Annotated in this window: 22 protein-coding genes and 1 other annotated feature; all 22 genes read right to left on the bottom strand. The window is 36.8% G+C overall.

The window, feature by feature from the left end:
- Window positions 1-15 precede the first annotated feature (15 nt).
- Window positions 16-807: an ABC transporter ATP-binding protein gene (locus HMPREF1140_RS05900; protein WP_009662969.1), complete on the bottom strand. Its 792-nt coding sequence runs from the start codon at window positions 805-807 to the stop codon at window positions 16-18.
- A complete protein-coding gene (locus tag HMPREF1140_RS05895; protein WP_009663081.1) occupies window positions 794-1,693 on the bottom strand; it encodes an ABC transporter permease in 900 nt (299 codons plus the stop codon). The genes HMPREF1140_RS05900 and HMPREF1140_RS05895 overlap by 14 nt, the downstream gene beginning before the upstream one ends.
- 8 nt (window positions 1,694-1,701) lie before the next feature.
- Window positions 1,702-2,769 carry an ABC transporter substrate-binding protein gene (locus tag HMPREF1140_RS05890; protein WP_009663102.1) on the bottom strand — a complete coding sequence of 356 codons (1,068 nt, stop codon included), beginning with the start codon at window positions 2,767-2,769 and terminating at the stop codon, window positions 1,702-1,704.
- Between the two features lie 77 nt (window positions 2,770-2,846).
- Window positions 2,847-3,073 (bottom strand) — a binding site (T-box leader).
- Window positions 3,074-3,121: 48 nt separating this feature from the next.
- The gene (locus HMPREF1140_RS05885) at window positions 3,122-4,471 is read right to left on the bottom strand and encodes an MATE family efflux transporter (RefSeq protein WP_009662975.1); all 1,350 of its coding nucleotides are present in this window, start codon (window positions 4,469-4,471) and stop codon (window positions 3,122-3,124) included.
- Window positions 4,472-4,474: 3 nt separating this feature from the next.
- Window positions 4,475-5,752: an O-antigen polymerase gene (locus tag HMPREF1140_RS05880; protein ID WP_009663046.1), complete on the bottom strand. Its 1,278-nt coding sequence runs from the start codon at window positions 5,750-5,752 to the stop codon at window positions 4,475-4,477.
- Entirely contained in the window at window positions 5,746-7,470 is a 1,725-nt protein-coding gene (ptsP, locus tag HMPREF1140_RS05875; protein ID WP_009663050.1) for a phosphoenolpyruvate--protein phosphotransferase, read from the bottom strand. The genes HMPREF1140_RS05880 and ptsP overlap by 7 nt, the downstream gene beginning before the upstream one ends.
- A 13-nt stretch (window positions 7,471-7,483) precedes the next feature.
- Window positions 7,484-7,753, bottom strand: coding sequence for an HPr family phosphocarrier protein (locus HMPREF1140_RS05870; protein WP_009662968.1), 270 nt, complete (start codon window positions 7,751-7,753; stop codon window positions 7,484-7,486).
- A 15-nt stretch (window positions 7,754-7,768) separates the two neighbouring features.
- Window positions 7,769-9,070 (bottom strand): CdaR family protein, encoded by a 1,302-nt coding sequence (locus tag HMPREF1140_RS05865; RefSeq protein WP_009663111.1) that lies wholly within the window; start codon window positions 9,068-9,070, stop codon window positions 7,769-7,771.
- Entirely contained in the window at window positions 9,054-9,926 is an 873-nt protein-coding gene (gene cdaA, locus HMPREF1140_RS05860) for a diadenylate cyclase CdaA (RefSeq protein ID WP_035620024.1), read from the bottom strand. The genes HMPREF1140_RS05865 and cdaA overlap by 17 nt, the downstream gene beginning before the upstream one ends.
- On the bottom strand, window positions 9,923-10,888 hold the full coding sequence (locus HMPREF1140_RS05855; protein ID WP_009663108.1) for a hypothetical protein: 966 nt from the start codon (window positions 10,886-10,888) through the stop codon (window positions 9,923-9,925). The genes cdaA and HMPREF1140_RS05855 overlap by 4 nt, the downstream gene beginning before the upstream one ends.
- A gap of 1 nt (window position 10,889) precedes the next feature.
- Window positions 10,890-11,297 carry a hypothetical protein gene (locus HMPREF1140_RS05850; RefSeq protein ID WP_009663054.1) on the bottom strand — a complete coding sequence of 136 codons (408 nt, stop codon included), beginning with the start codon at window positions 11,295-11,297 and terminating at the stop codon, window positions 10,890-10,892.
- A 150-nt stretch (window positions 11,298-11,447) separates the two neighbouring features.
- A complete protein-coding gene (gene rfbH / locus HMPREF1140_RS05845; protein WP_009663020.1) occupies window positions 11,448-12,785 on the bottom strand; it encodes a lipopolysaccharide biosynthesis protein RfbH in 1,338 nt (445 codons plus the stop codon).
- 21 nt (window positions 12,786-12,806) lie between these two features.
- Entirely contained in the window at window positions 12,807-13,865 is a 1,059-nt protein-coding gene (gene rfbG, locus HMPREF1140_RS05840; protein WP_009663132.1) for a CDP-glucose 4,6-dehydratase, read from the bottom strand.
- A complete protein-coding gene (gene rfbF, locus HMPREF1140_RS05835; protein WP_009663016.1) occupies window positions 13,866-14,645 on the bottom strand; it encodes a glucose-1-phosphate cytidylyltransferase in 780 nt (259 codons plus the stop codon).
- Between the two features lie 100 nt (window positions 14,646-14,745).
- Complete coding sequence (locus HMPREF1140_RS05830) at window positions 14,746-15,576, bottom strand: glycosyltransferase (protein ID WP_009663076.1); 831 nt, start codon at window positions 15,574-15,576, stop codon at window positions 14,746-14,748.
- An 87-nt stretch (window positions 15,577-15,663) separates the two neighbouring features.
- On the bottom strand, window positions 15,664-16,848 hold the full coding sequence (locus HMPREF1140_RS05825; RefSeq protein ID WP_035620017.1) for an MFS transporter: 1,185 nt from the start codon (window positions 16,846-16,848) through the stop codon (window positions 15,664-15,666).
- On the bottom strand, window positions 16,838-17,506 hold the full coding sequence (locus tag HMPREF1140_RS05820) for an HAD family hydrolase (RefSeq protein WP_009663062.1): 669 nt from the start codon (window positions 17,504-17,506) through the stop codon (window positions 16,838-16,840). Before HMPREF1140_RS05820 ends, HMPREF1140_RS05825 begins: the two co-directional genes overlap by 11 nt.
- Window positions 17,507-17,602: 96 nt before the next feature.
- A complete protein-coding gene (locus HMPREF1140_RS05815) occupies window positions 17,603-19,825 on the bottom strand; it encodes a DEAD/DEAH box helicase (protein ID WP_009662986.1) in 2,223 nt (740 codons plus the stop codon).
- Entirely contained in the window at window positions 19,822-21,150 is a 1,329-nt protein-coding gene (locus HMPREF1140_RS05810) for an ATP-binding protein (RefSeq protein ID WP_009663093.1), read from the bottom strand. Before HMPREF1140_RS05810 ends, HMPREF1140_RS05815 begins: the two co-directional genes overlap by 4 nt.
- Window positions 21,143-23,026 (bottom strand): TerB N-terminal domain-containing protein, encoded by a 1,884-nt coding sequence (locus HMPREF1140_RS05805; protein ID WP_009663035.1) that lies wholly within the window; start codon window positions 23,024-23,026, stop codon window positions 21,143-21,145. The genes HMPREF1140_RS05810 and HMPREF1140_RS05805 overlap by 8 nt, the downstream gene beginning before the upstream one ends.
- Before the next feature lie 85 nt (window positions 23,027-23,111).
- Entirely contained in the window at window positions 23,112-23,774 is a 663-nt protein-coding gene (locus tag HMPREF1140_RS05800) for a 3'-5' exonuclease (protein ID WP_009663047.1), read from the bottom strand.
- 260 nt (window positions 23,775-24,034) lie between these two features.
- The coding region (locus HMPREF1140_RS05795) for a transposase (protein ID WP_051000432.1) at window positions 24,035-24,264 on the bottom strand (230 nt) is incomplete at its 5' end.

Raw genomic sequence — 24,264 nt, 5'->3', positions numbered from 1 at the left:
GTAGAGCTCACTTTTTTATTCACCTAAAATCATCTTGTCGGTCAATACCGCATCCGTTCCGGAATACAATTCCATTATATCTGAAACCGTCATATTCTTTCTCATATCGCCTTCAAGAACTTTTAAAATACTTCCGTTATTCATAACTATTGTTTTATTTCCGAAATGCAAGGCATCTTTGATATTATGTGTAATCATCAAAGTTGTAATATTATTTTCAGTTACTATCCTGTCGGTTATTTCCATTATCTTCTTACTGGTCTTGGGATCAAGAGCCGCAGTATGCTCATCAAGCAGCAAAAGTTCAGGTGTTTCCATGGTAGCCATTAAAAGCGTCAGTGCCTGTCTTTGTCCTCCGCTAAGCCCTCCGACTTCATTTTTCAATCTGTGCTCAAGCCCCAAGCCAAGTTTTGTGCATACAGATTTGAAATACTCTCTGTCACTTCTTCTTACTCCAAGTCCGAATCTCACCTTTTTACCGCGGCTGTATGCCAGTCCCATATTTTCTTCTATTGTCATATGAGGTGCTGTACCCTTTAAAGGATCCTGATACAGTCTGCCTATGAATCTTGCTCTTTTATGCTCCTTCATATATGTGATATCAAGGCCGTTATTATATATTCTTCCACTCTCCACTTCTATATTGCCTGCTATCGCGTTTAACATAGTGGATTTTCCTGCACCGTTACTGCCTATTACAGTTACAAAATCTCCGTCATTTAATTTAAGATTCAAATCACGTAAGGCCTTTTTCTCATTTACGGTATCCTTATTAAATATTACATTAACATTTTTAATTTCCAGCATGTATCTTTCTCCATCTTGCAATTGTAGGCTTTATCAAAGGTATGCTTATTGCGATAACAACTATTACCGCTGAGAAGAGCTTTAAATATATTGCAGGAAGCCCAAGTCCGAATGCCACCGCAAGCATTATACGATATATTATCGCACCTACTACCACCGCAATCAAGTGTCTTAGCATCCCTCTCTTTCCTATAACCGTTTCTCCGATTATGATACTTGCAAGCCCAAGTACCAGCATTCCCGTTCCGACTCCATGTGTAGCTGTCATATTATACTGTGCATATATTGCGCCTGAGAAAGCTACTATAAGATTGCAAAGCGCAAACCCCAGTATTTTCATAGCATCTGTATTTATACTTGAACTTCTGACCATTGCCTCATTATCACCGGTAGCTCTAAGAGAAAGTCCTACTTGCGTCATTAAAAATAACTTTAATGCGGCTACTAAAACAACAACAATTATGAACAACAAAATCAACTTTCCGATATCGGTTGTACCTATAAAAAACTTTTCTTCAAAAGGAGTAAATACAGTCTTTTCACCATAAAAGAAAACACTTGGCTTATCACCCATTACAAAGAGATTTATAGAATACAGACCTGTCATTGTAAGTATTCCTGCCAATATAGCATGAATTTTCAATTTTGTATGAAGTATACCTGTGACAATACCTGCAATCATTCCTCCTAAGGCCCCCATCAAAAGTCCCATAGCAGGATTTTTAGCTACGGACCATATAGCACTGTAAGCCAGGCCTGTAACAAAACTTCCGTCCACCGTCAGATCAGGCAGGTCCAAAATTCTGAAAGCTATAAATAATCCCAGTGATAATATTGCAAATATCAGTCCAAGTTCAATACTGCCAAGTAATGTTGATAATGTCATTTTTACTCCTACTTATTTGATTTAATATCGACAAATTTCTTGTCTGTTTTGATGCTCTCAGGTATCTCTATACCGAGTGCGGCAGCTGTATCTGTATTTACATAGATAAACAAATCATCCTTAAATACTTTTACAGGGATTTCATTTACAGATTTTCCCTTAAGTATTTCATCTACCATCTTAGCTGTTTCTTTTCCAAGATCTGTATAGTCAATACCCACTGTAGCAAGACCGCCGTCCATTACCATTGAGTCTGCGCCTACATATATAGGCTTCTTGGCTTTGATTGCCTCTGCTGTAAGTATAGGCATAGCCTCCGCAACCGTATTGTCGTTTGATACAAATATCATATCAACTTTTTCAAAAAGTGATGCGGCTGCTGTTTGAAGATCGGCACTTGTAGAAATACTTACTGTTTCAAGCTCAAGATTTTTCTCTTTTACATAGTTTTCAAGTAATCCGAGATTAGTTACAGAATTGTCCTCTCCCGGATTGTATATGAAGCCTACCTTCTTTACGTCAGGAGTAATCTGAAGTGCCAAATCCATTATTTTATCAATCTGTACAGCATCACTTGTACCTGTCATTCCCTTGTCAGGCGCATTCATATCTGTAAGTATTCCTGCACCTGTAGGATCTGTAACTGCAGAGAAAACTACAGGTGTTGTCTTTGTCAAACTCATAGCTCCCTGTGCTACAGGTGTAGCGATACCTACTACAACATCCTGCTTATCACCCTCAAAGCCCTGAACTATACTTGTGATATTTGACATATCACCCTGTGCATTTTGGAATGTTATCTTAACATTCTCACCGTCCACATATCCCAGGTTCTTTAACTCATCTTTAAATGAATTATATATTATATCAAGTGATTTATGTTCAACCAGCTGAATCACTCCGATTTTTTTCATCTCTGTGCTGTCTGTAGCCTCCGCTTTTGCACTCTCGGTAGCGCTGCTTTGTTCTGCGGTAGTTTCGGTATTAGCGCTCTGCGCCGTATCCGCCTTTGGTGTACATCCTGCCATCAAAATCGCACCTATTGCAATAATTCCAAGTTTCTTTATTAAATTCATTTTCTCCTCCTTAAGGCATCCGATATAGAGATATTTACCGACAGTGACCTTTACACAAAAAACGCAGGCCCACTTATCCAAAGGACAAGCAAAGCCTGCGGTACCACCTTCATTAGTAAAAATACTCTCTCTAAAAAAATGCCGACACATTTTCTGCCCGGTAACGGGAGCACCCGTCTTAGCTACTTGTTTCCTTTCACCTCGCCCTCATGGGTCCATATTAAAATCGTCATCCCTATCGGTTCTCAGCACCTCCGACTCTCTGTTAGTAACTAATTTCTTTTCTCCCAATCAACGGTTTTATTAATTTATACTGTAAAAACTTAAAATTGTCAACATTTACCACTAAAATTTATGCATTTATTTTCCTGAAAAAATTCACTATCAGCGGCATTACAATAATAAATGATATAATATCCGCCACCGGTTGTGCAAGCTGTATCCCATATATTCCCAAAAACTTCGGCAATATAAGCACCATCGGAACAAATGTAATACCGCTTCTTAAAAACGAAGCTATTGATGAAGCCAGATTTTCTCCCGCTCCCTGAAACATCATACTGGCGGCAAGCGTAATAGGTGATAAAAATAAAACCACACATTGTGCTCTTAAGGCAAAAGTTCCAACCTTTATAACATCGGCATCATCTCTGAATAAACCTATTATATGTCCTGAAAATATAAGTGAGACAATACTTAAAATTCCTATTATTATCATACTGAGTCCACAGCAAAATACAAAAGCCCTCTTCACACGCTTAAACTTCTTTGCCCCGTAGTTAAAAGCCGATACGGGTTGGAAGCCCTGTGAAATTCCAAGTGCAACGGCAAATATAAAATTACATACTCTGCCGACAATACTCATAGCCGCAATAGCCGCGTCACCATAAGGCATGGACATATAGTTTAAAACCATAGTTGAAACACTCATCATTCCCTGTCTTATCAGACTAGGAAAGCCTGTCTCCAATATATTTACAATATCCCTTGCATCTTTTGATACTGCTGAAAGTCTAAGCCTTGAAACTGTTCTTTCTCCACCGAACATTGCAAGCAATACAAAAAAGCTTATAACCTGTGAGATTGCTGTTGATATACCTGCCCCCAAAGTGCCCATGTTGAATACAAATATAAATATCGGATCTCCGATAATATTTAATACACCGCCCAGAGTAAGCCCTACCATCGCAAGTGCGGCTTTACCCTCATATCTTAAAACATTATTCAGCACGCAGCTTCCTGTCATAAAAGGAGCTGAAAGAAGTATACAGATACCGTAGCTCTTTGCATAAGGCATTATCGTATCGGTACTTCCCATCAGTCTAAGCAAAGGCTCCATAAATACTATGCCGAAAATCATTATAAGCACACCCAAAACCAGTGACATAAAAAATCCTGTCGAGGCAAACTTTATGGCCTCATTGCCCTGCTTATTTCCAAGCTTTCTGGATATATTTGAGCCGCAACCATGACCGCACATAAATCCGAGTGCCTGATTTATCGTCATCAAAGAGAATACTATACCTATAGCCGCAGAAGCACTGGTACCAAGCTTTCCGACAAAAAAAGTATCCGCCATATTGTAAATATTCGTTACAAGCATACTTATGCTAGTGGGAATGCTGAGTCTTAAAATCAGTTTTTCTACAGGAGTCTCCGTCATTTCCCTGTACTGCCTGTCTAAAGCATTCATATTTTCCATAAGTTACCTGCCTCTCTGCTCACATATAAAAAATATTGACAATGTCACTATAAAATAAAACCATGTGGCAGGATTTGAAAACCATGTGGTAAAAAATGAAAGTGCGAGATAAATAAATACTTGTGCATATATAATATAGAATGTTGCATGCCTTGTACTTCTTATCATTTTCTCAAAGAAATAACCGATACAGCCAAGCCCCGTGGAAAATACGGCAACTCCGGCTATTCCGAAGTCATAAAAGGCATCATAAAATAATGTCACTGTTGTAAGTTCGGTTTTGTTTACAAAAATAGGGAAGTCCACTATCTTCGGATATATAAACTTAATTCCGGTAAGTGCCCAAAGAGGAAAAAGTCCCTTTAATCCGAAGCTGTGTTTCGGCAACTCCTTTATCAAAGTATCCAGATTGTCATAATTATTTGCAATATAAATATATGGCTGACTTATAAAAATAGGCAGATTATATTTCATTTCAAATATTCCGTTAAGATACTCCACATTATGGCTTCTTGCCACAGAAAGCAATAAATACACCGGAACGATAAATACTATAACACTCACAAAATATACAGGCCTTATCCTTTCCCTTTTTAATATAAGTAAGGTTACAAAGGCAAGAAGCACAGCAAACATAAACTGAAATCTTGATACACAAAGTATCGGTATAGCCATAGCAATAATATTGGCTAAAACCAAAAATATTACCTTTATAATTCCAAGCCTACTCTCTTCATTCAAGTAGACAATACTGAAAGCCGGCACTAAAATGCAGCTTACGGTAAAGTAATGCACGCCTGAAATATGAAAATAAGAGTATGCATGAGGAACCCCTTTTTCAAAAACAGGAATAAACCCGAGTACAATGGCCTCAATATTAAAAGCTGTCAAAGATGTAAGTGCAAGTATAATGATACATGCATACATCATATCCTCATTGCTTCTTTCAAGCACTCTCTCTCCGTTTGAATAAGGATTACCCTTAACTGCCTTCAATATATCAAATACAATATAAAAGCATCCGAAGGCCAGAGCAAGACAAATCCACGTACTGTCTCCCCATGGTTTTGCAAGGTATGAAAACTTCATAGCTGCAAGGCCCTCACCGCCGATAAAAGCCAGTGCAAAAATACCTCTAAGATTTACCAATGATTTCGAGTATCTGTATTCCTTAATATACAGATATAATGCCGCCAAAATTAGAACAAACCCGGACAGGGCATAGTGCTCCATCCGGGATAATGCATACGCTAATAAACTGCAAACAGTGTATATTAACATCCAATCTCCTCTGTCAATTTCTTTAAGTACTCTTTAATCTCACTCTCTGTTGACATCTCAAGCACCTTATCCACCTTAGCTTTTAAGTCCTTACTGTCACACCCGGAAATTATCTGTCTTGACTTCAGTATACTTGAAGCCGACATTGAAAATTCATCCATACCCCATGCTAAAAGTACAGGAATAAGTAAAGGATCCGCTGCAGCCTCACCACACATTCCTACCATTATTCCCGCCTTTTTACCTTCTGTAATAATTCTGTTGATACTTCTGAGTACTGCCGGTGAAAATGGAGAATACAAGCCTGCAATTTTTACATTTCCTCTGTCTACGGACATAGTATATTGAATCAGATCATTGGTACCTATGCTGAAGAAATCCACCTCTTTTGCAAAGATATCTGCAAGTAATGATGCAGCTGCGGTCTCCACCATGATACCGACTTCTATATTTTTATTATATGCAATATTCTTCTCATCAAGTTCTTTCTTTATATTACTTATAAGCGCCTTAGCTTCTCTTATTTCATCCATTGAAGTGATTAACGGCAACATTATTTTGATATTTCCGAAAGCACTTGCACGAAGCAATGCTCTAAGCTGCGGTATATAAATATCATCTTTTCTGTCAAGACAAAGTCTTATGGCACGATATCCAAGAAAAGGATTCTCATCCTGTACTATTCCCATATAAGGGATTTCCTTATCACCTCCTATATCAAGAGTTCTGATAATAACAGGCTTCCCTTCCATGGCTGCCGCCACTTCCTTATAGCTTTCAAACTGCTCTTCTTCAGTAGGCATACAGTCTCTGTCCATAAATAAGAACTCGGTTCTGAAAAGTCCTATACCTTCGCCACCGTTTTCAATTACCTTTTTTGCATCCTCAGGGCTTCCGATATTTCCGGCTATTTCCACCTTCTTACCGTCCTTAGAAATACTTGGTAATTCTCTGTACTTCTTTAACACTTCCTTGTTTGCATCATATTTTTTCTTTTTATTCTCATAATCCGACTTTTCATTATCTGTCGGCAGTATAATGACCTCTCCGCTCTCACCGTCAAGAAGTATATCCGTGTCATCACTTATATCCTCAGGAAGATTTGAAAGTCCCACTACTGCAGGTATTTCAAGCGCTCTTGCAAGAATAGCCGAATGTGAAGTCTTTCCTCCAAACTGTGTAACTATTCCGAGAACATTATCGGGATTAAGTCCTGCCGTCATAGAAGGTGTCAAATCCTTTGCAACCAGAATACTGCCATAAGGAAGTTTAGAAAGATCGGTATTTTCTATACCGAGTACCTTCTTTATAAGTCTTGTTTTAATATCAATCATATCGGTAGCTCTTTGCTGCATAAGTTCATCGTCCATTGAAGCAAATACTGCGGCATACTGATTACATACCTCTTCTATCACATACTCCGCACAAACACTTTCACCTTTTATGCGATTAACTATCTCATCCACAAGCATAGGGTCGGACATAAGCATAATATGTCCAAACAAAATCTCCGCTTCCTTCGCTGAAGCATTCTTTTCTAAAGCCTGCGACATCTTTTCAGTCTCAGCCTTAGTTATATCCAGAACTCTCATGAAGTTATTAACTTCAGTTTCACTGTCTGAAACAGTTTTCTTTACAACTTCCACATTTTGTTCTCTGACTACTTTTGCGACTCCGATACCGATGCCCTCGGCAGCTCCTACGCCATAAATTTTCATTATAAACCTCTACTTACTTTAACTCACCAAAACCTGAATTTATCAAATTCTTTAAAGCTTCCAAAGCCTCTTTCTCATCCCTGCCGTCACATGTTATCTTAATGGCATCACCACATTTTACACATGCCGCAAGCACACTCAGAACACTCTTGGCATTTGCTGTAGCATCCTTAAATATAATGTTTATTTTAGAATCATATTTCAATGCTTCTTTGCATAAATTACCTGCCGGCCTTAAATGCAAGCCACTTGGGTTTATCACCTTAAGTTCTTCTGAAACCATCCTAAAAAACCTCCCTTAGTTTTCAGCAGCAGAACTGTTCTCTTCACTGCTGCTCTGCTCTACTGTAGTTGTCGTTTCATTTCTTTCGTTTGCCGGACTTCCTATCATAACCTCAAAAGGAGTATATGAATCCACACTCAGACCTGTAGGCAATTCAAATGTAAGAGTTCCGTTATTGGCTCCTGCCGACATCTTACTTACATCAAGAGTAGCCTTAATATCTGAATTTGATACAGTTTCAAGATTTGCGCTAAGACCTGAAACTACAACAGTTATCCTCTCAGGTATAATATTTGTTGAAACTCCGGTTCTTGATCCCTTTATCTCCAAATCTCCTATTGTCAAAGTCACAGACTTCTTATCAAGGGCCTCCACTTTCAATGTCACCTTAATATTTGTATCACCCACTGCCGACACATTTTCCGGAAGAAAATTTTTCACATCGACATCTACAATCACATCACTTGTCGCTCCCTCAACACTGAGCGCCGTTGCAGGTATTGTGACAGCATCAAGTCCTTCAAGTACTTCAGGTTGTCCACGTACCTGTATAGATTTTGTACTGCTCTCTGCACCTGAAAATATATAACCCTCGGCCGCTTCTCCACCTACTTCAAAGTTTAGTGCCAAAGTTCTTCCGTTTAACATTACAATACTGTAATTTACCGTATCAAAACTCTTAGTTACTCTACTGTCGGATATTATAAAAGCATTTCCGTTGGCATCAAAATACTTCAGTTCAGCTTTTCCGGTTACATTACCGTCCATTCCGTCAACATCGATTTCTACACCGACTTTACTGATCTGTCCGATAACGGATACCGGACCTGTGACTGTTACAGTGTTCTTATCAAGCTTTACCTCACCCACAGAATAACCGTCTGACGGAGTACCGGTAATCTTAGTAGTCATAGTAAATTCTTTTCTTTGCAAATCCTCAATACTTATTCTGACAATGCTCGGCTTTGAAGTAACCGCACCTGAAATCAGGTTTTTATTATTTAACACTTCAACCGATATCGGTACCGCACCTGTTATGTCATACATATCTCCAAGATCTATTGAAGCCTTAAAATCTGACGCCGATATCCTGCTCTCATCTCTTGAACGTACCTCATAACTTACAGTTACCGTATTTGCTCCCATTAAAGAATAAGTCTTACCTGCATCGGTAATAACATCGGCATTTAAAACCTCAAGATTAACCGTTTGAGATCTTGTAACAACAGGATTTGAAATATTGATTACAACTATCCATACAAAAAATGCTATAGCCAAAGAGCTGATTTTCAAAACAAGATTATTTGTCTTTTTCATTACCTCTTCCTTTCAACAACTTTGACCATAAAGAGCTCTTCTTCTCCTCCGCTGTATCTTCAAGTAAAACGGAGAGCTCCTTTCTCAGTTCCTCACTGTCATTTACCTTTATCAAATTTCCACCAAGTGCCACTGAAACCCTGCCTGTCTCCTCAGATACTACTATGGTAATGGAATCCGAAACTTCACTTATGCCTATAGCCGCTCTATGTCTGGTTCCAAGATCCTTACTGATTCTCATATTCTCCGATAGAGGCAGATAACAGGTTGCCGACACAATTGTATTGCCCCTTATAAGCACCGCACCGTCATGAAGAGGTGTATTATGTTCAAATATATTTATAAGCAATTGACTTGATACAATACCGTTTATCAAAATTCCGGTCTTTTCTATATTTACAAGACTCTCTTTTCTCTCTATAACAATCAAAGCTCCTGTTTTCGGTTTTGACATTGTAAAAGCCGCATTAACAAGCTCTTCTATCGTACTCTCACCTACATCATCTGTAATTGCTTTATTGTCAAAAGCAAAAATCTTCATTAAATTTTTATTTCCCAACTGCTCAAGAGCCTTTCTGAGCTCAGGCGCAAATATTATAATAAGCGCAGTTACCGCAATGGTTGCAATCCTTCCCAGAATCCACAATATAACATCAAAGTGCAGTATATATGCAATAATTGTAAATCCCAATATAATAAGCAAACCCTTTAACAATGTCCATGCCCTGGTCTTTGTAATCCATGTCATTATTTCATATACAATATATGCAATAATCAGAATTTCAATTATATTGAATACATCTATATGTGGAAAATATGAAAGCCCATCACGCATCAGCCTCGTGATTATGTTCATTCACTACCCCCATTATTTTTGTTATTCTTTTTCTTTCCCTTTGTACTAAACGATTGTACCTTCTTATCTGCAGCTGTAATCGTAATCTTAGGAACAGCCTTTACAAAATAATAATAATCATCATCCTCAAACTGAGCATATTCGGACCTGCTGTAATCCACCGAGAAAACAAAGAAATTATACACATATGCAATAATCACAGATATTGCAAGTCCTATTATAAAGTCCAAAAGAGGAGTGGATATACCGAAAATAAAATCTCCGGCAAATATACCGACCAAAATTGTAATAGCACCGGCAGCAATTGCTATCTGCCATGCATAATCCATATTCTGCTTATGCACCATATACACTATAAAGGTAGTAAGTGCAAATACTATTATAAATAAAAGCATTGTTTTATTTGAAAATATACCGTTTATTGCCTGTGAATATCTTTGTGTAATATCTACAGACTGTGTATTTGTCAAAACACCTATATTCTGCCTCGCAAACATACATGTAAAGTATATAAGTATTCCGGCTGTAATAGGAACAATGCTTACCGCGCTTCCCATAAGTCCCACCACAAGAGGTATAACATACGGTATCTTTACGGCAAAGAGTATCGGTACAAGAATCAAAAGAACACTGTCTCTCTTACCGAATCCATAGTACAAAAATAATGTAAGTATCAGTATAATACCTACCAGTAATGCCAGCTCAAAGGATGCCGTAAACAGATTTACCATTAAAAAAACCGCAACTATTAATACGCCCGCCATATAAGGCAGAAAAGCACCTATCACAGACAATACAATAGGAACCTGAATCACAGAGACTTTATTCTGATAACCCAAATTTATACTTATAAGCATCATAGCTGTAAATAATATTATATATTTAATTCCCTTATCTATTATGGAATGATATTTTGCATAGAAACCTTTCAGGCTGTTTCTAAATACATATAGCTGTAGCATTCTAACCTCCGATATTTTGTGTCTTATCTTTGTTTTCAAACTTTTTTTCAAAATAGTTCAATCTGTCATTGTAGACTTTAAGGCTCCTCTGTGCCTCATCGTACTTTTTTGAAAAAAATCTATATGTAATAAGCTCAAATGCAATCAATCCCAAAATATATATAACAATGTAAACTACCGAAAACACTCCGACTGTAGTTATACCGGACATCAACTCTTCCAAATTGTAAAGAACGGCCAAAACAATTATAAGAAGAAAGCAAAAGGTATAAACAAAAAAGGACTTAAGCATTTGTTTACCCACATAATCCTCTTTGAAATAATTATCTATCTCAAACATCTGCTCGCCCTTCCTCTTTTTTAATAATGCTAATTCCGTCATCTGCTTTATTTTCTCTTCGTTTAGCATACTTTCTCCCAACACAAAACTTTCTGCGACATTTTCATTATTATATCATATCTAAGGTTGCATAGCAAATATGGGAGTGGTGTTGATAAGCTTTCACTTAAACAAAAAAGCTGAAATACCATGTAAAACTTATGATATTTCAGCCGATTTTTATTTTACACCTTCTATAATCATCTTTGCCATAAAATCAATTTTTTCATCTGTCATTCCGGGATATACACCAACCCAGAATGTATCATTCATAATACGATCTGTATTTGTAAGTTCTCCGACAATCCTGTATCCTTCTTTAGCCTCTCTCATCTGATCGAAACATGGATGCTTTGTGAGGTTTCCCGCAAAGAGCATTCTTGTCTGGATGCCGTTTGACTCAAGCTTATTTACAAGTTTCGCTCTGTCAACACCTTCCCTACAAGTAATAAGGAATCCGAACCAGCTTGGATCTCCGTTCTTTACAGGAACCGGAAGTATAATCTTATCTTCTACCGGCTTTAGTGCCTCATATAATCTCTTATAATTTTCTCTTCTTCTTTGTGCAAAGCTTGGGAATTTCTTTAACTGCGCCACTCCAACTGCCGCCTGAAGATCTGTAGGCTTTAAATTGTATCCAAAATGTGAATAAACATACTTATGATCGTAACCTAAAGGCAATTCACCGTACTGACGGTCAAATCTGTGTCCACACATATTGTCTTGTCCTGAATGGCATACACAATCTCTTCCCCAGTCTCTTATGGATTTCATTATCTTACTTAGAACCGGATTAGAAGTATATACAGCTCCACCCTCTCCCATAGTCATATGATGTGGAGGATAGAAACTTGATGTTCCTATATCTCCGATGGTACCTGTAAACTTCTTCTCACCGTCTATAATATATGTGCTTCCAAGTGCATCGCAGTTATCCTCAATAAGCCAAAGATTATGCTTTTTACAAAAAGCCACAACAGCCTCAAGATCAAAAGGATTTCCAAGAGTATGTGCCACCATTACGGCCTTTGTCTTTGGTGACAAAGCTTCTTCAAGCTTAGTAACATCTATATTATACTGTGGTATTGTAACATCTACAAATACAGGTACTGCACCGTATTGTATAATAGGTGTAACCGTTGTTGGGAAGCCACATGCTACAGTAATGACCTCATCACCTCTTTTTACCTGTCTTTCACCTAAAAGCGGTGATGTCAAAGTCATAAATGCAAGCAAGTTGGCACTTGATCCCGAGTTTACAAGTGATACATATTTTGTACCGAACTGCTTTCCAAACTCTTTTTCAAACTCATCAAAATATCTTCCGGCTGTAAGCCAAAATTCCAAAGAAGCATCTACCAGATTTACCATCTCCTCAGAGTCGTACACTCTTGAAGCATAGGTTATTCTATCTCCTTCTTTAAACTCTTTTTTTATATTATGAAATTTGTCGTGGTACTCCTTTACCAACTCCAATATCTCTTTACGAGCATCATCCTGTGTTTTATTTTCGAACATCTTTCCTCCAAATTCTATATACTATTTATTCAAATAATATTTTATCTGCTTTTCAGTGACAGTATTCATGTCCTCTCCATTGTTCCATGCCTTATACCATTCCACACTTAAATCAATGGCTCCATGAACATCAAGCCCCGGTTCCCATCCATATACCGCTTTTAATTTGTCACAATTAAGCTTTAAAAATCCCGCCTCATGAGGACCGCCGTCTGATTGAATTTTGAAATCAAACCCATCTCCCCAGGCTCTTTTAAAACTTTCTACAAGCGTCTTTGCATTTACACAGTCACTGTCATCCGGACCTACATTAAAATATCCCTCAAACTTTTCTCTGTTCTCTGCCTGTCTCATAACTATATCAAGATAAATAAAGAGTGGCTCAAGTACATGCTGAAAAGGTCTTATTGAATTCGGATTTCTTATTATAACGGGATTCTTTGATATTGCCGCTCTAACACAGTCAGGAACGATCCTGTCTTTTGCAAAATCTCCACCACCTATTACATTACCGGCTCTGGCTGTAGATACAGGTAATTCATTTAAAAAACTCTTTTTATAGCTATGTGTAACAAGTTCCGAGCAGGACTTTGAATTGGAATACGGATCATAACCGTCAAGGAAATCATCTTCCACATATCCTCTATCCTGTTCTTTATTGTCATATACTTTATCTGTTGTAACATTCAAAAAACTTTTTACACTTTTTGAGAGTCTTACACATTCCATTATATTTACAGTACCCATAACATTGGTTTCATATGTATAAACAGGTCTATCATAAGAATCTCTAACTATAGGCTGTGCCGCCATATGGATTACATATTCCGGCTCTACCTCATCAAATACCCTCTTTAAACGTTCAAGGTCTCTTATATCTCCGATAACGGAATTCATCTCTGTATCCAAACCTAAAATATCAAAGATATTAGTATCAGTAGGTGGGTTAAGAGCATATCCGGTAAGGTTTGCACCACACATTATAAGTATCTTAGAAAGCCAAGAACCTTTAAAACCTGTGTGACCTGTAAGAAGTACTCTCTTTCCGCCATAAAACTTTTTTAACTCTTCAAAATTCATTTATTCAGTCCACCTCATCCATGGAGCCTTTCCGCTTGCCCACAGACTTTCCAACTTTTCCTTTTCTCTTTGTGTATCCATACATTGCCAGAAGCCGTCATGTTCAAATCCCATGAGTTCGCCATCCTTGGCAAGATTTAGCATAGGTTTTTGCTCAAATATCGTAGCATCACCCTCTGTGATATAATCAAATATATTCGGATTCAATACCATGAATCCGCCGTTTATAATGGCAGAGTCATCTTCGCTCTTTTCTCTGAAAGATGTAATGAGACCCGATTCATCTTTTTGCAGTACACCCTTTTGCTGCGCAAGACTTACCGTGGTTATTGTGGCTGTCTTTCCATGACCTTTATGAAACTTAAGTAGTGCATCTATATCCACATCTGCAACTCCGTCACCATATGTAAGCATAAAAGGCTCATCTTTTAAATGCTCTTTTGCTCTCAAAATTCTTCCACCTGTCATTGTATTAAGACCTGTATCAAGTACTGTGACTTTCCAGTCTTCCGCATTTCTTCTGTGTACTTCCATCTTATTATGCTTCATATCAAATGTAACATCAGAATTGTATACAAAATAATTTGCAAAATACTCTTTTATCTTATTCTGCTTATATCCTGCCAAAATAACAAATTCATTAATTCCAAATGTTGAATAATACTTCATAATATGCCATAAAATCGGCTGACTGCCAATCTCAATCATTGGCTTTGGTTTCAAATGGCTTTCCTCAGAAATTCTTGTTCCGAGTCCGCCTGCTAATAATACAACTTTCATAACCCCTCATTTTACTGAAATCTGTTTGCTTCAGACTATTTTATCATTTCATATGAAATATTTCAAATTTATAGATATTGAAATTAAATCCTTAATAGTCTTATAGACTATATTTTTTCTTTCTAAGCACTCTGTACAATCCACCTCTTATATTATTGGGTGCCAAAGTGATTAAAGCAGTAAACATTATTCCTATTATAAATTCCGATATGTTTGTATAATGAAGCTTATTTTGAATTTTTCTTAATCTGAAATATGTAAGAAAATATCCCAAACCACCTCTTCTATTTGAAAAATTTCCAAGCCTGGCATTTACCAAAACTTTATCTATATTAGCGATTTTATATTTTTGGGCAAGCATTCTGCTCCAGAGATAATAGTCTTCCAAACCCGGCATCGGCTGATATCCGCCCACTTCCAACACGTCTTTCTTCTTAAAGAAAACTGTCATATGATTTAAAGGGTTCCTGTATTTTCCATACTTATAAAGTTCATCATGATTTAAAGGCATTGTTTTTGTTCTTAAAGATTTACCTTCCTCAATAAACTCAGATATATATCCACCTACCACTGATACATCAGTATTTTTTTGCATATATTCCGCTTGAACTTCAAATCTATCTCTTACCGCTATATCATCACTGTCCATTCTTGCAACATAATCACTCCTACACTTTTCCAACCCTTTTTGTAGTGCTATTCCCAAACCCATATTATTTTCCAACTGTACACAGATAAAAGCTATATTATTTTCCTCGAACTTTTTTCTTTCTTTATGCAGTATCATTTCAAGTTCTCTGGTAAGTGTCCCATCTTTTACCAATACAAATTCTTTTGGTTTTAGAGTCTGGTTGAATATACTCTCCAATGCTCTTTCTAAGAACTCCGGCCTTTCCTTTATATAAACAGACATCAAAACTGAAATTTCCAAGTTTACCCCCTTTCATAATTACTTTAATGTTTTAGTATTATAAACAAGTAGACTATACTTTTACTACCTGACTTCACTTTATTGTTTTTATACTTGATTAAAATTTTTCTTTATTCTCATCATTCTCACCGAACATATCGCTATCCCGGTTCCTATAACACTAAGCAGGATATTCACACTCAAAAGCGCTCTCATCCCCACATAATCAAGTATTGCTCCGCCAAATAATGATCCGAGCACTGTACCGGCCGACATCATTCCTGTCATAAACGCCTGTCCGGTTGCATGGTCTTCTTCTCTTACTGCTGTTCCGGTAAAATATACTGATGCTGCAGCTATTATTGCAAAGCTGCATATCTGTGAAAGCTGAGTAATATATATCATTCCGATATTAATTGACACAAAATAAAGTACCGCTCTTAATATATATCCTGCACATGCAAGAATCATAAGATTTCCCACTTTTATCTTACTCATAATAAAGGAAAATGTAAACAAAACAGGAATCTCCACTACTGCCTGAATAAACATTGCCGTTCCGAGATTACTGCTGTTACCACCAAGATACTGTACAATTTGCAAAAGATATGTTCCTATAATATTATGTGAGAAGAAAATAAAAAGCACTGCCAAAAGCATTACAGAAAAATATGGATATTTTCTTATAAAGCTGATTATATTTGTTTGCCTATATTCTTCACTCTCAAATACAGATTTCTTTGTGGGTGGCATTGTACTTACAACACATAATAATAAAACCATTATTATCAGGCCGGAAGCAGGTATTATTTTTGTCCCGAATCTAAGTGCCATATTACCGATAAGCAGCGCCATAATTGCATACATAGCGGAACCTGTACCTCTGGCAACTCCAAAATTGAGTTTTATCCCTTCTCTCTCATATGCAAACAGTGCTGTATTTATCATCGGCAAATATATACTTGCTATTATATACATCGAGCCGAACAAAACTGCAATCAGCCACCTCTCTTTTACAATAAACATCATAATACATATAAGTACATATGGTAATCCCAATAAGATAATCATTCTTTTCCATGTAAGAATTTTTATTCTGTCACATAAATTTCCCGCCATAGGTTGTAATATTACTGCCACCAAACAAAATACAGCTGTAATAACGCCTATCATACTGTTGCCAAATCCGTTGCCCTGTAAATAAAACGCAATAAACCCGGCACTTGGACAAAACATCATCCAGTATAGCCCTTGCAATAAAATATATTGGATATTTATTTTTCTATCTTTCATTTTCCTTGTTTTCCTTACTTATCCAATCTATCACTTCATCAAGGTCAGCCTTTACATCATCAACTTTTGTTCTTATCTCATCTGTCGGTTCTATTGTATCAGGAACCATTATTACCCTAGCACCTGCTGCAATTCCGGCATTTAACCCGTTTATAGAGTCTTCCAGTACCAGACTTTGTCCTATGTCTGTTTTCACCTTGCTTGCAGCCTTTAAAAATATATCCGGTGCCGGCTTACCGTTTTCTATCTCATCACCGCATGTGAAATCATCAAAATAGTCATATACATTTGCCATTTTAAGATATTTTATTGCTACCTCTCTCTTGGTTGATGTCGCAAGACAGGACTTAATATTGTTTTCCTTCAAATATTTAAGTAAATTATCAAGTCCCTTTTTCTTTGTAAGTCCATTCTCTCTTATATGAGAAACAATATATTCCTCTCTGGCATCTCTGCCCTTTTCAATATCAAATTCATCGCCTGCATCAGCTCTTAAAATCTCATATACCAAAGCTCTGTTGGCACCTTTTATCTTTAGTATAGCTTCATCACTTATTTTACACCCCTGTAGTAGGGCCGCATTCTGCCATGCTCTTCCATACAGTCTTTCTGTGTCAAACATCAGACCGTCCATATCAAATAAAACCGCTTTTATCATTATTATATCCACCTTTTTTACTTTATATTAAGATAACATTTTTTTATATTAAAAGCCATAAATTATATTTATCTTCAATTATCAGTAAATGTATTACTATGATAATTTATCCTTCCAACCGATTACCCGCTCTCTCATTCCCTCTATATCCAGTACTCCATAGGCAAAACCCTTTCTTACAAGTTCTTCCGGTACAAATTCATCATATTTTTCAAATACAGGCACTTCCTTATCATAGACCAAAGACATAGGATCTATTTCGCCGGACGCTTTTTCACTTACTGTCTTATAAAATTCTTTTTCACTTACATTCATAGTAAATTGTACAAAATACGGCCTTGAAGGATTTAAACCTTTAAGTCCGATTTCTTTTGCGCAATATACTTTTAAAAATCTCTCAAGCGCCAAAAATGCATAGCTTCCAAGCCATGGAAATAAGGCCCACATATTCCCGCCAAGATGTATAAGCGGCTTATTTAGCAACTCAGCCTTTTTAAAGCAATCTCTGGCTTGTGCCAGTCTGCCTCTACCATGACTCATCAAGTACATATATGTATCTGATGAGCTGAGTACTTCTTTCATTTTCTCCAGTACATGTGTATGTATATCTCCTGCCACATCTCCAAAATAAGCCGGAATATTTCCCTTTACCAAACTTACATATATAGCTCTTCTTTTATGATCTACTTCCTCCACAATCCACACTCTGCCTGCAATTGCAACCTTACCCCCTCTTTCCGGCGGTCTCACAACAGTTCCAAGTTCTTGTGACTCTGTTCGTACGGAATATTCTATGTTCTCCTGAAAAACAGCATAAAATTTATAGTTATTTACCACTCTTTCACCGGAAATCCCCACTATAAGTCCGCCATTTTCAGTCCTGTTTATATGATCTGTTTTCATCAAATGAAGCAATAAAAGCCTAAAATCATCCCGACTTATTCTTCTGAAGGCCGACAGACTAAGGACTCTGCTTGCCAGCTCGGCAGGTGTCATTTCTCCCATTGAAGCCAATGTGCTCATTGTTTGATGGTAGAGCAAACTGTATGGAAGCCTGTCAAGTCTTGGAGGCTCCACAAATTTTTCTTCCACATATAGCTGTACCAAAGCTATTCCCTGTATAAGATACCATGGTATCATCTCAGGCATCATTGCCCTGGGCTCAGGATGATCCTCCCTCATAACAAACCACATTTCCGAAGGTGCCCCTCTCCTTCCGGTTCTTCCGAGTCTTTGTAAAAATCCTGATACGGTAAAAGGAGCATCTATTTGAAATGCTCTCTCAAGTCTTCCGATATCAATTCCCAATTCAAGTGTCGCAGTAGCACATATCGATATCAAGGAATCATCATCCTTCATCTCCTCTTCCGCACTCTCTCTATATGATGCGGAGAGATTGCCGTGATGTATTAAAAACCTGTCGGATTCATGATTTGCTTCACAGTATTGTCTAAGCTGTTGGCATACAATCTCACATTCTTCTCTTGAGTTTGTAAATACGAGGCACTTTTTTGCCTTTGTATGTTCAAATATATATGCGAGTCCCGGATTTGCACCTTTCGGTGCGTATCCGGTATTTAACTCCTCTGCTGTATCCTCATAACAGGCGGCTTGCGGATCTGTATTGAAGAAATGTTCCATTGATAATCTCCAGGTTTCCTTGCCTCTGTCAAACTCAGGTATCAATGTTTTCCTCTTGCTTCCGGATGAAAGAAAATCACCGGCAAGCCTCGGATTTCCTATGGTAGCGGAAAGCCCCACTCTTCTCGGATTACATCCTGCCATTTTACAAAGCCTTTCTATAAGGCAAAATGTCTGTAATCCTCTGTCTGCTCTAAGCAAAGAGTGTATTTCATCAATCACTATAAATCTTAGATCATGAAAAAGAGATGATATTTCCATATGCTTATTTATCATCAATGATTCCAATGATTCAGGTGTTATCTGTAAAATACCTGATGGTTTTTTTAACAGTTTTCTCTTACCGGTCTGAGTCACATCACCATGCCATCTTGTCACTTTAATATTTGCTTCTTCACATATAAAATTTAACCTTGAAAACTGGTCATTTATAAGAGCTTTTAGTGGTGCTATATAAAGTACTCCCACACTGCTTGAAGGATTTTCCTCAATCAAAGTCAATATCGGAAAGAATGCCGCCTCTGTTTTTCCCGAAGCTGTAGATGCTGTTAAAAGCAGGTTTTCATCAGTATTAAATAAAACATCTGCAGCGGCATTTTGCACACCTCTAAGCATCTCCCATCCCGAATTATAAATATATTCCCTTATAAAAGGGGCATATCTTTCATACGTGTTCATAATGTAAACTCCACAAAATTTTCATCGGTATTATCTGATACCGCCTCCGACTTCGCAAAAGAGAAATCGGAAGATTCCAAAAGTTCATTTATTTTCAAATCCGGATTTTGATATATAAGATCCAAAAGCTCAATAAAATCCCTTATCACTTCTCTTGGAGTAATGTTTTCTGCTGCTCCTATTCTGGAATACTCAAGTTTTATAAAATCTCCCAGATCTATATCACTTAGTTTCATATTATAGCCATAGAGTCCGGCATGCATATCTGAGAGTTTTTCACATAATACAAGCATCTCCTCCGGAGTCAGTGCTTCAAGCCTTATCACAGGCGAGAGCAGATCTCTCATACCGGGCTTTGAAAATTTGCCTTCCGAGAGTCTTGAACGAAGAGCCTCATAGCTGTATATTCCCCTTCTCTTATCTTCCAATGTCTGTGGCGTTGCACCCATTATAATTCCGAGATATTTTGCCTTACCCTGCAATGTGTCATTATACATTGTAAGCATCTTTTCATAATTATATTGTCTTGTAACAGCATTAGGTATCTTATATATATTTACAAGTTCATCTACCATGATCATCATTCCGCTATAGCCCGCAAGTCTGAAAAACATGGCAAACAGCTTTAAATACTCATACCAGTCCTCATCTGTGATAATTATATTGACTCCAAGCGCTTCCTTTGCATCTGTCTTTCTGCTGTATTCGCCTCTAAACCAACGAACAATTTTCATCTTTGTTTCATCATCCCCGTCTATATAGGCGTGATAGTATTTAGACAGTAGTGAGCCGAACTCAAATCCGTGGACCATCTCTGAAAGTCCTGCTATTACAGTATATATTTTCTTATCCACCTCATCTAAAAGTTCTTTGCTTCCCGGTAATACTCCATTTTTTTCTATACAATCCGTCTGAATATTATTTATCCATCTGTCTAAAAGTAATGTTATTGCTCCACCTTCAGGCTTTGTTTTTGTAGACAAATTTCCTATAAGCTCTCTATATGTCGCAAGTCCCTGTCCTTTAGTTCCCTGCAGTCTTCTTTCCGGTGAAAGATCCGCATCCGCTACTATAAAGCCCTTATCCATCACATAATTTCTTATGGTCTGTAATAAAAAACTCTTTCCGCTACCGTATTTACCTACAATAAATCTAAATGAAGCACCACCTTCCGTCACTATATCCACATCATGCAGCAATGCCTCTATCTCATTTTTTCTGCCAACCGTAATATATGGCAAACCTGTTCTTGGAACCACTCCTCCCTTTAATGAATTTATCAAGGTTTGAGCAATTCTCTTAGGTACCTTTTTATCTTCATTCATATATCTCTCCTATAATATCCAAAATATCTTCTCTGTAATCCTCTACCAAATATATTTCACCGCCTTCACATTCCAATATATTGTCGCCTATATCTTCAAAGAAAGTCTCATTGATATTGTCTGTAATAATTGATGTAAACAGATTATTTGACTTTATCAGCTGTTTATAATCTTTTCCTGCAATAATATATTTTAAAATCTTTAAATTTATATCGTCTGATATCTCAGATATTTTATCAGAATCTGAGTTTTCTGTTTTGCTCTTATTACCGTCATTATAATTTATACAATGCTTTTCTATAGTTTCTTGTATATCAGCCTTTTCATCTATATCTGTATCTTCGTCTACAAGCAAACTTGTCTTTGTAATTTCTGCATCATTTCGAATCTTTTTTAATGCTGAAAAGTCTATATTTATTCGGTTTCTTTCATTATGCTTTATCTCTTTAACAGCCTTGTCAAAAGCATCTTTAATATACGAAGCAATCATGGTATCTTCCATACTTGGTTTCAAGTAATATCCAAGCCTAAATTCATCTCTGATCAATCTGTCAATTTCATGAACTATAGATGTAAGTTTCTTTCTATTAAAATATGCCCTTATATAAGACTTCTCCTTCCACCTACCGGATTTACAATGATAAGACCTCACTCCATTTACTATATAGTCGATATCCGGGATTTCTTTATCATTCCAATAAACGGCATTCAATAACGGATATATGCTTCTGTTTTGCAACCTCCCAAAGCAATGTGTAAATATACTTTTGCCGTCAATATTTCCGGTCTTTAAAATATATTTCCACACATAGGCATATATAATTATACTTTTCTCTCTTTCTTTTTTTAAACTTATAGAATTTAAGAATCTCTTACCTGCGAAAAAACTTATTGCCTCAAATACTTCTATATCATCATAATTTCCGGATTTTTTCAAAATTTCAAGTGCATGATCTCTGTCTAATATCTCTTTATCAATATATTTTTTTACCTCATCCACCGGAAAAGCTTTAACAAGTGAATACTCCAAATACCATCTATGTAAATTCCTTTTTATCTGCGTATTATCTTCTAAAAAACTGCCTTCTATAAATTTTTCTTCAAACTCTTTAAGTTTGTTCAAACTCTCAACAGATGAAGAACTGCCTATACCGCAAAGAAGCTCATAGATATATAGGTAAACAAAGGATGTAAAGGTTTTGTTATATACGCCATTCCTAACTTCAGTTCTCCATGTAAAATAAGTCCTCAATTGTTTATCGCTCAAATCATGATATGTGGTAAAATAACCCGAAATATCACATACCTGCCCATGATAATCATCCTCATAATCTTCCATAAACTTGGCCTGCCTATAGAAGTTTTTAGCTCTTAATTGTCCGGAATAATCATCATATCTATATAGTTTTCTCATTTCAGTAATTTTCTCCGGAATATACTCCTTTTTCTTTAGAAAATCACTTCCTTTTGCAAACGGTAAAAGCGTATCCGTATATACAGAATTACTTTTACCGGTATCTGATAAAGCTATGTCTTTAGGCGGATTCCCATGTAATACTGCCTTATCAAATAATTCAAATATATGATCTCTATCAGTTTTATCATTAAATGATATGCCTATCCAGCTACTTCCGTGCATACGCAAAGGATCAACTATATACTCTTTCATCCTATCAAATAAACTTGCTTCATATTTCAAATCACAATGCTCTATCCATCTTCCGGTATCAAAATTCCACTCCTTTATAAGAAGCGCTATCATCTTTCCCGTTAAAGGATGGCACAGCCTTGACATAGTTAAAGAGCTGTCCCATCTGTCGGACTCTTCAATATTATGTTTTTCTTTTATATAATCTAACAGCTCCTTTAATTCCATTTTCCATCCTTCTTCGGTCGCAAAAAGGTCTGAATCCTCTTACAAGAAAATTGTATCAGGTTTCAGACCTGTAGGCATCACTATATTATGCAACAGCAAAACTTGACAAATCAAACAGACTGCCCAGAGATGTTCCGAAATCTGTAGGCTTCATAGCCTCCGCTATCTTACTGAGCGTAGTATCAAACAATTCACGGTCTTTAAAAATATGGAAAAGCTTTGCTGTATTTCTTGCATCATCCAATGCACTATGCTCTCTTCCCAGAAAATTAATGCCTGCCATATCAAGTGCGAGACTTAATGAAACCTGTTTATCAAATCCAAGTTCGGTATCGAATTCTTCCTGAAAGTCATTCCACTCATTTGAAAATATCTTAGATTCAATAGTGCTTATATCATATTTTTTCAGTCTTAACTCCTTTGAAACTTGCTTGTAGTCATTATCGCTCCATGCATATATCTTAATATCATCATCTACACCAAGACACCAGTTCGAAAACATCTTCAAAGCCTCGTTAAACTTAGGTGCATTTATAACCATATCGTAGGTAATTCCTGTCAAATCTCTCACTATTGATGTAATTCTTGTATTGTACTCAGGTTTTACATAGGTTCTAAAGGATGATATCTCCTGAAAGTTTTCATCCAACATTATAGCACCTATTTCAATAGTCTCCATAGTACACCCAAGATTTCTATGCTCTTTTCCAACTTTGTTCATTTCCAAATCAACTACGATATGCTTCATAACAGCCTCCTAAATATTTTATACTTATATAATATATAAAATGCTGTACTATAAAAATGCCTTGCAAAGGTGATCATAATGTTTTAACCAATACTTATAATACTATATTTATAATGTATGAACAAGAAAATAAGGGGGATGTGAAAAAACTCGATTAAGTTTTTTCGCATCTCCCTTTTTACATTTATTGTGTATAGTTGACTGAAATCATACGCGAAAAAAGCGCACTTCCCCTACCCCATAGAAATTCTTTTTTGAATCTATGCGGCAGTTCTGTTTCTCATCTTTTTTTTCTGATATTTATATAAATTATGTCCTATCGCCACGAGTAAAACTTCCAGTTTGACTGAATGAATACCTCTTCGGACAATTCTCTTGTACCAACGGTCGTTTTTCATAATTCCGTAAGTGCCTTCTGCTTGTATCGAACGGTTCATTCGTAATAACGCACCATGGATACTTTCTAGGTTTTCAATTACTTCCTGATGCA

It is taken from the genome of Lachnoanaerobaculum sp. ICM7 (assembly GCF_000287675.1).
In the GTDB taxonomy this organism is placed as follows: Bacteria; Bacillota; Clostridia; order Lachnospirales; family Lachnospiraceae; genus Lachnoanaerobaculum.
Note: the sequence above shows the minus strand (reverse complement) of the source record. Positions and strands in the feature narration are given on the sequence as shown.

Bases quoted from the DNA above. Each gene is read 5' to 3' on its own strand.
- HMPREF1140_RS05855 (WP_009663108.1), bottom strand. From the start codon at position 10,888: ATGCTACAGCTATATGTATTTAGAAACAGCCTGAAAGGTTTCTATGCA.
- HMPREF1140_RS05890 (WP_009663102.1), bottom strand. From the start codon at position 2,769: ATGAATTTAATAAAGAAACTTGGAATTATTGCAATAGGTGCGATTTTG.
- rfbH (WP_009663020.1), bottom strand. From the start codon at position 12,785: ATGTTCGAAAATAAAACACAGGATGATGCTCGTAAAGAGATATTGGAG.
- rfbG (WP_009663132.1), bottom strand. From the start codon at position 13,865: ATGAATTTTGAAGAGTTAAAAAAGTTTTATGGCGGAAAGAGAGTACTT.
- cdaA (WP_035620024.1), bottom strand. From the start codon at position 9,926: ATGAACATAATCACGAGGCTGATGCGTGATGGGCTTTCATATTTTCCA.
- HMPREF1140_RS05805 (WP_009663035.1), bottom strand. From the start codon at position 23,026: ATGGAATTAAAGGAGCTGTTAGATTATATAAAAGAAAAACATAATATT.
- HMPREF1140_RS05815 (WP_009662986.1), bottom strand. From the start codon at position 19,825: ATGAACACGTATGAAAGATATGCCCCTTTTATAAGGGAATATATTTAT.
- HMPREF1140_RS05800 (WP_009663047.1), bottom strand. From the start codon at position 23,774: ATGAAGCATATCGTAGTTGATTTGGAAATGAACAAAGTTGGAAAAGAG.
- HMPREF1140_RS05885 (WP_009662975.1), bottom strand. From the start codon at position 4,471: ATGGAAAATATGAATGCTTTAGACAGGCAGTACAGGGAAATGACGGAG.
- HMPREF1140_RS05870 (WP_009662968.1), bottom strand. From the start codon at position 7,753: ATGGTTTCAGAAGAACTTAAGGTGATAAACCCAAGTGGCTTGCATTTA.
- HMPREF1140_RS05880 (WP_009663046.1), bottom strand. From the start codon at position 5,752: ATGTTAATATACACTGTTTGCAGTTTATTAGCGTATGCATTATCCCGG.
- HMPREF1140_RS05820 (WP_009663062.1), bottom strand. From the start codon at position 17,506: ATGATAAAAGCGGTTTTATTTGATATGGACGGTCTGATGTTTGACACA.
- HMPREF1140_RS05810 (WP_009663093.1), bottom strand. From the start codon at position 21,150: ATGAATGAAGATAAAAAGGTACCTAAGAGAATTGCTCAAACCTTGATA.
- ptsP (WP_009663050.1), bottom strand. From the start codon at position 7,470: ATGAAAATTTATGGCGTAGGAGCTGCCGAGGGCATCGGTATCGGAGTC.
- HMPREF1140_RS05865 (WP_009663111.1), bottom strand. From the start codon at position 9,070: ATGAAAAAGACAAATAATCTTGTTTTGAAAATCAGCTCTTTGGCTATA.
- rfbF (WP_009663016.1), bottom strand. From the start codon at position 14,645: ATGAAAGTTGTATTATTAGCAGGCGGACTCGGAACAAGAATTTCTGAG.
- HMPREF1140_RS05895 (WP_009663081.1), bottom strand. From the start codon at position 1,693: ATGACATTATCAACATTACTTGGCAGTATTGAACTTGGACTGATATTT.
- HMPREF1140_RS05850 (WP_009663054.1), bottom strand. From the start codon at position 11,297: ATGCTAAACGAAGAGAAAATAAAGCAGATGACGGAATTAGCATTATTA.
- HMPREF1140_RS05825 (WP_035620017.1), bottom strand. From the start codon at position 16,848: ATGAAAGATAGAAAAATAAATATCCAATATATTTTATTGCAAGGGCTA.
- HMPREF1140_RS05900 (WP_009662969.1), bottom strand. From the start codon at position 807: ATGCTGGAAATTAAAAATGTTAATGTAATATTTAATAAGGATACCGTA.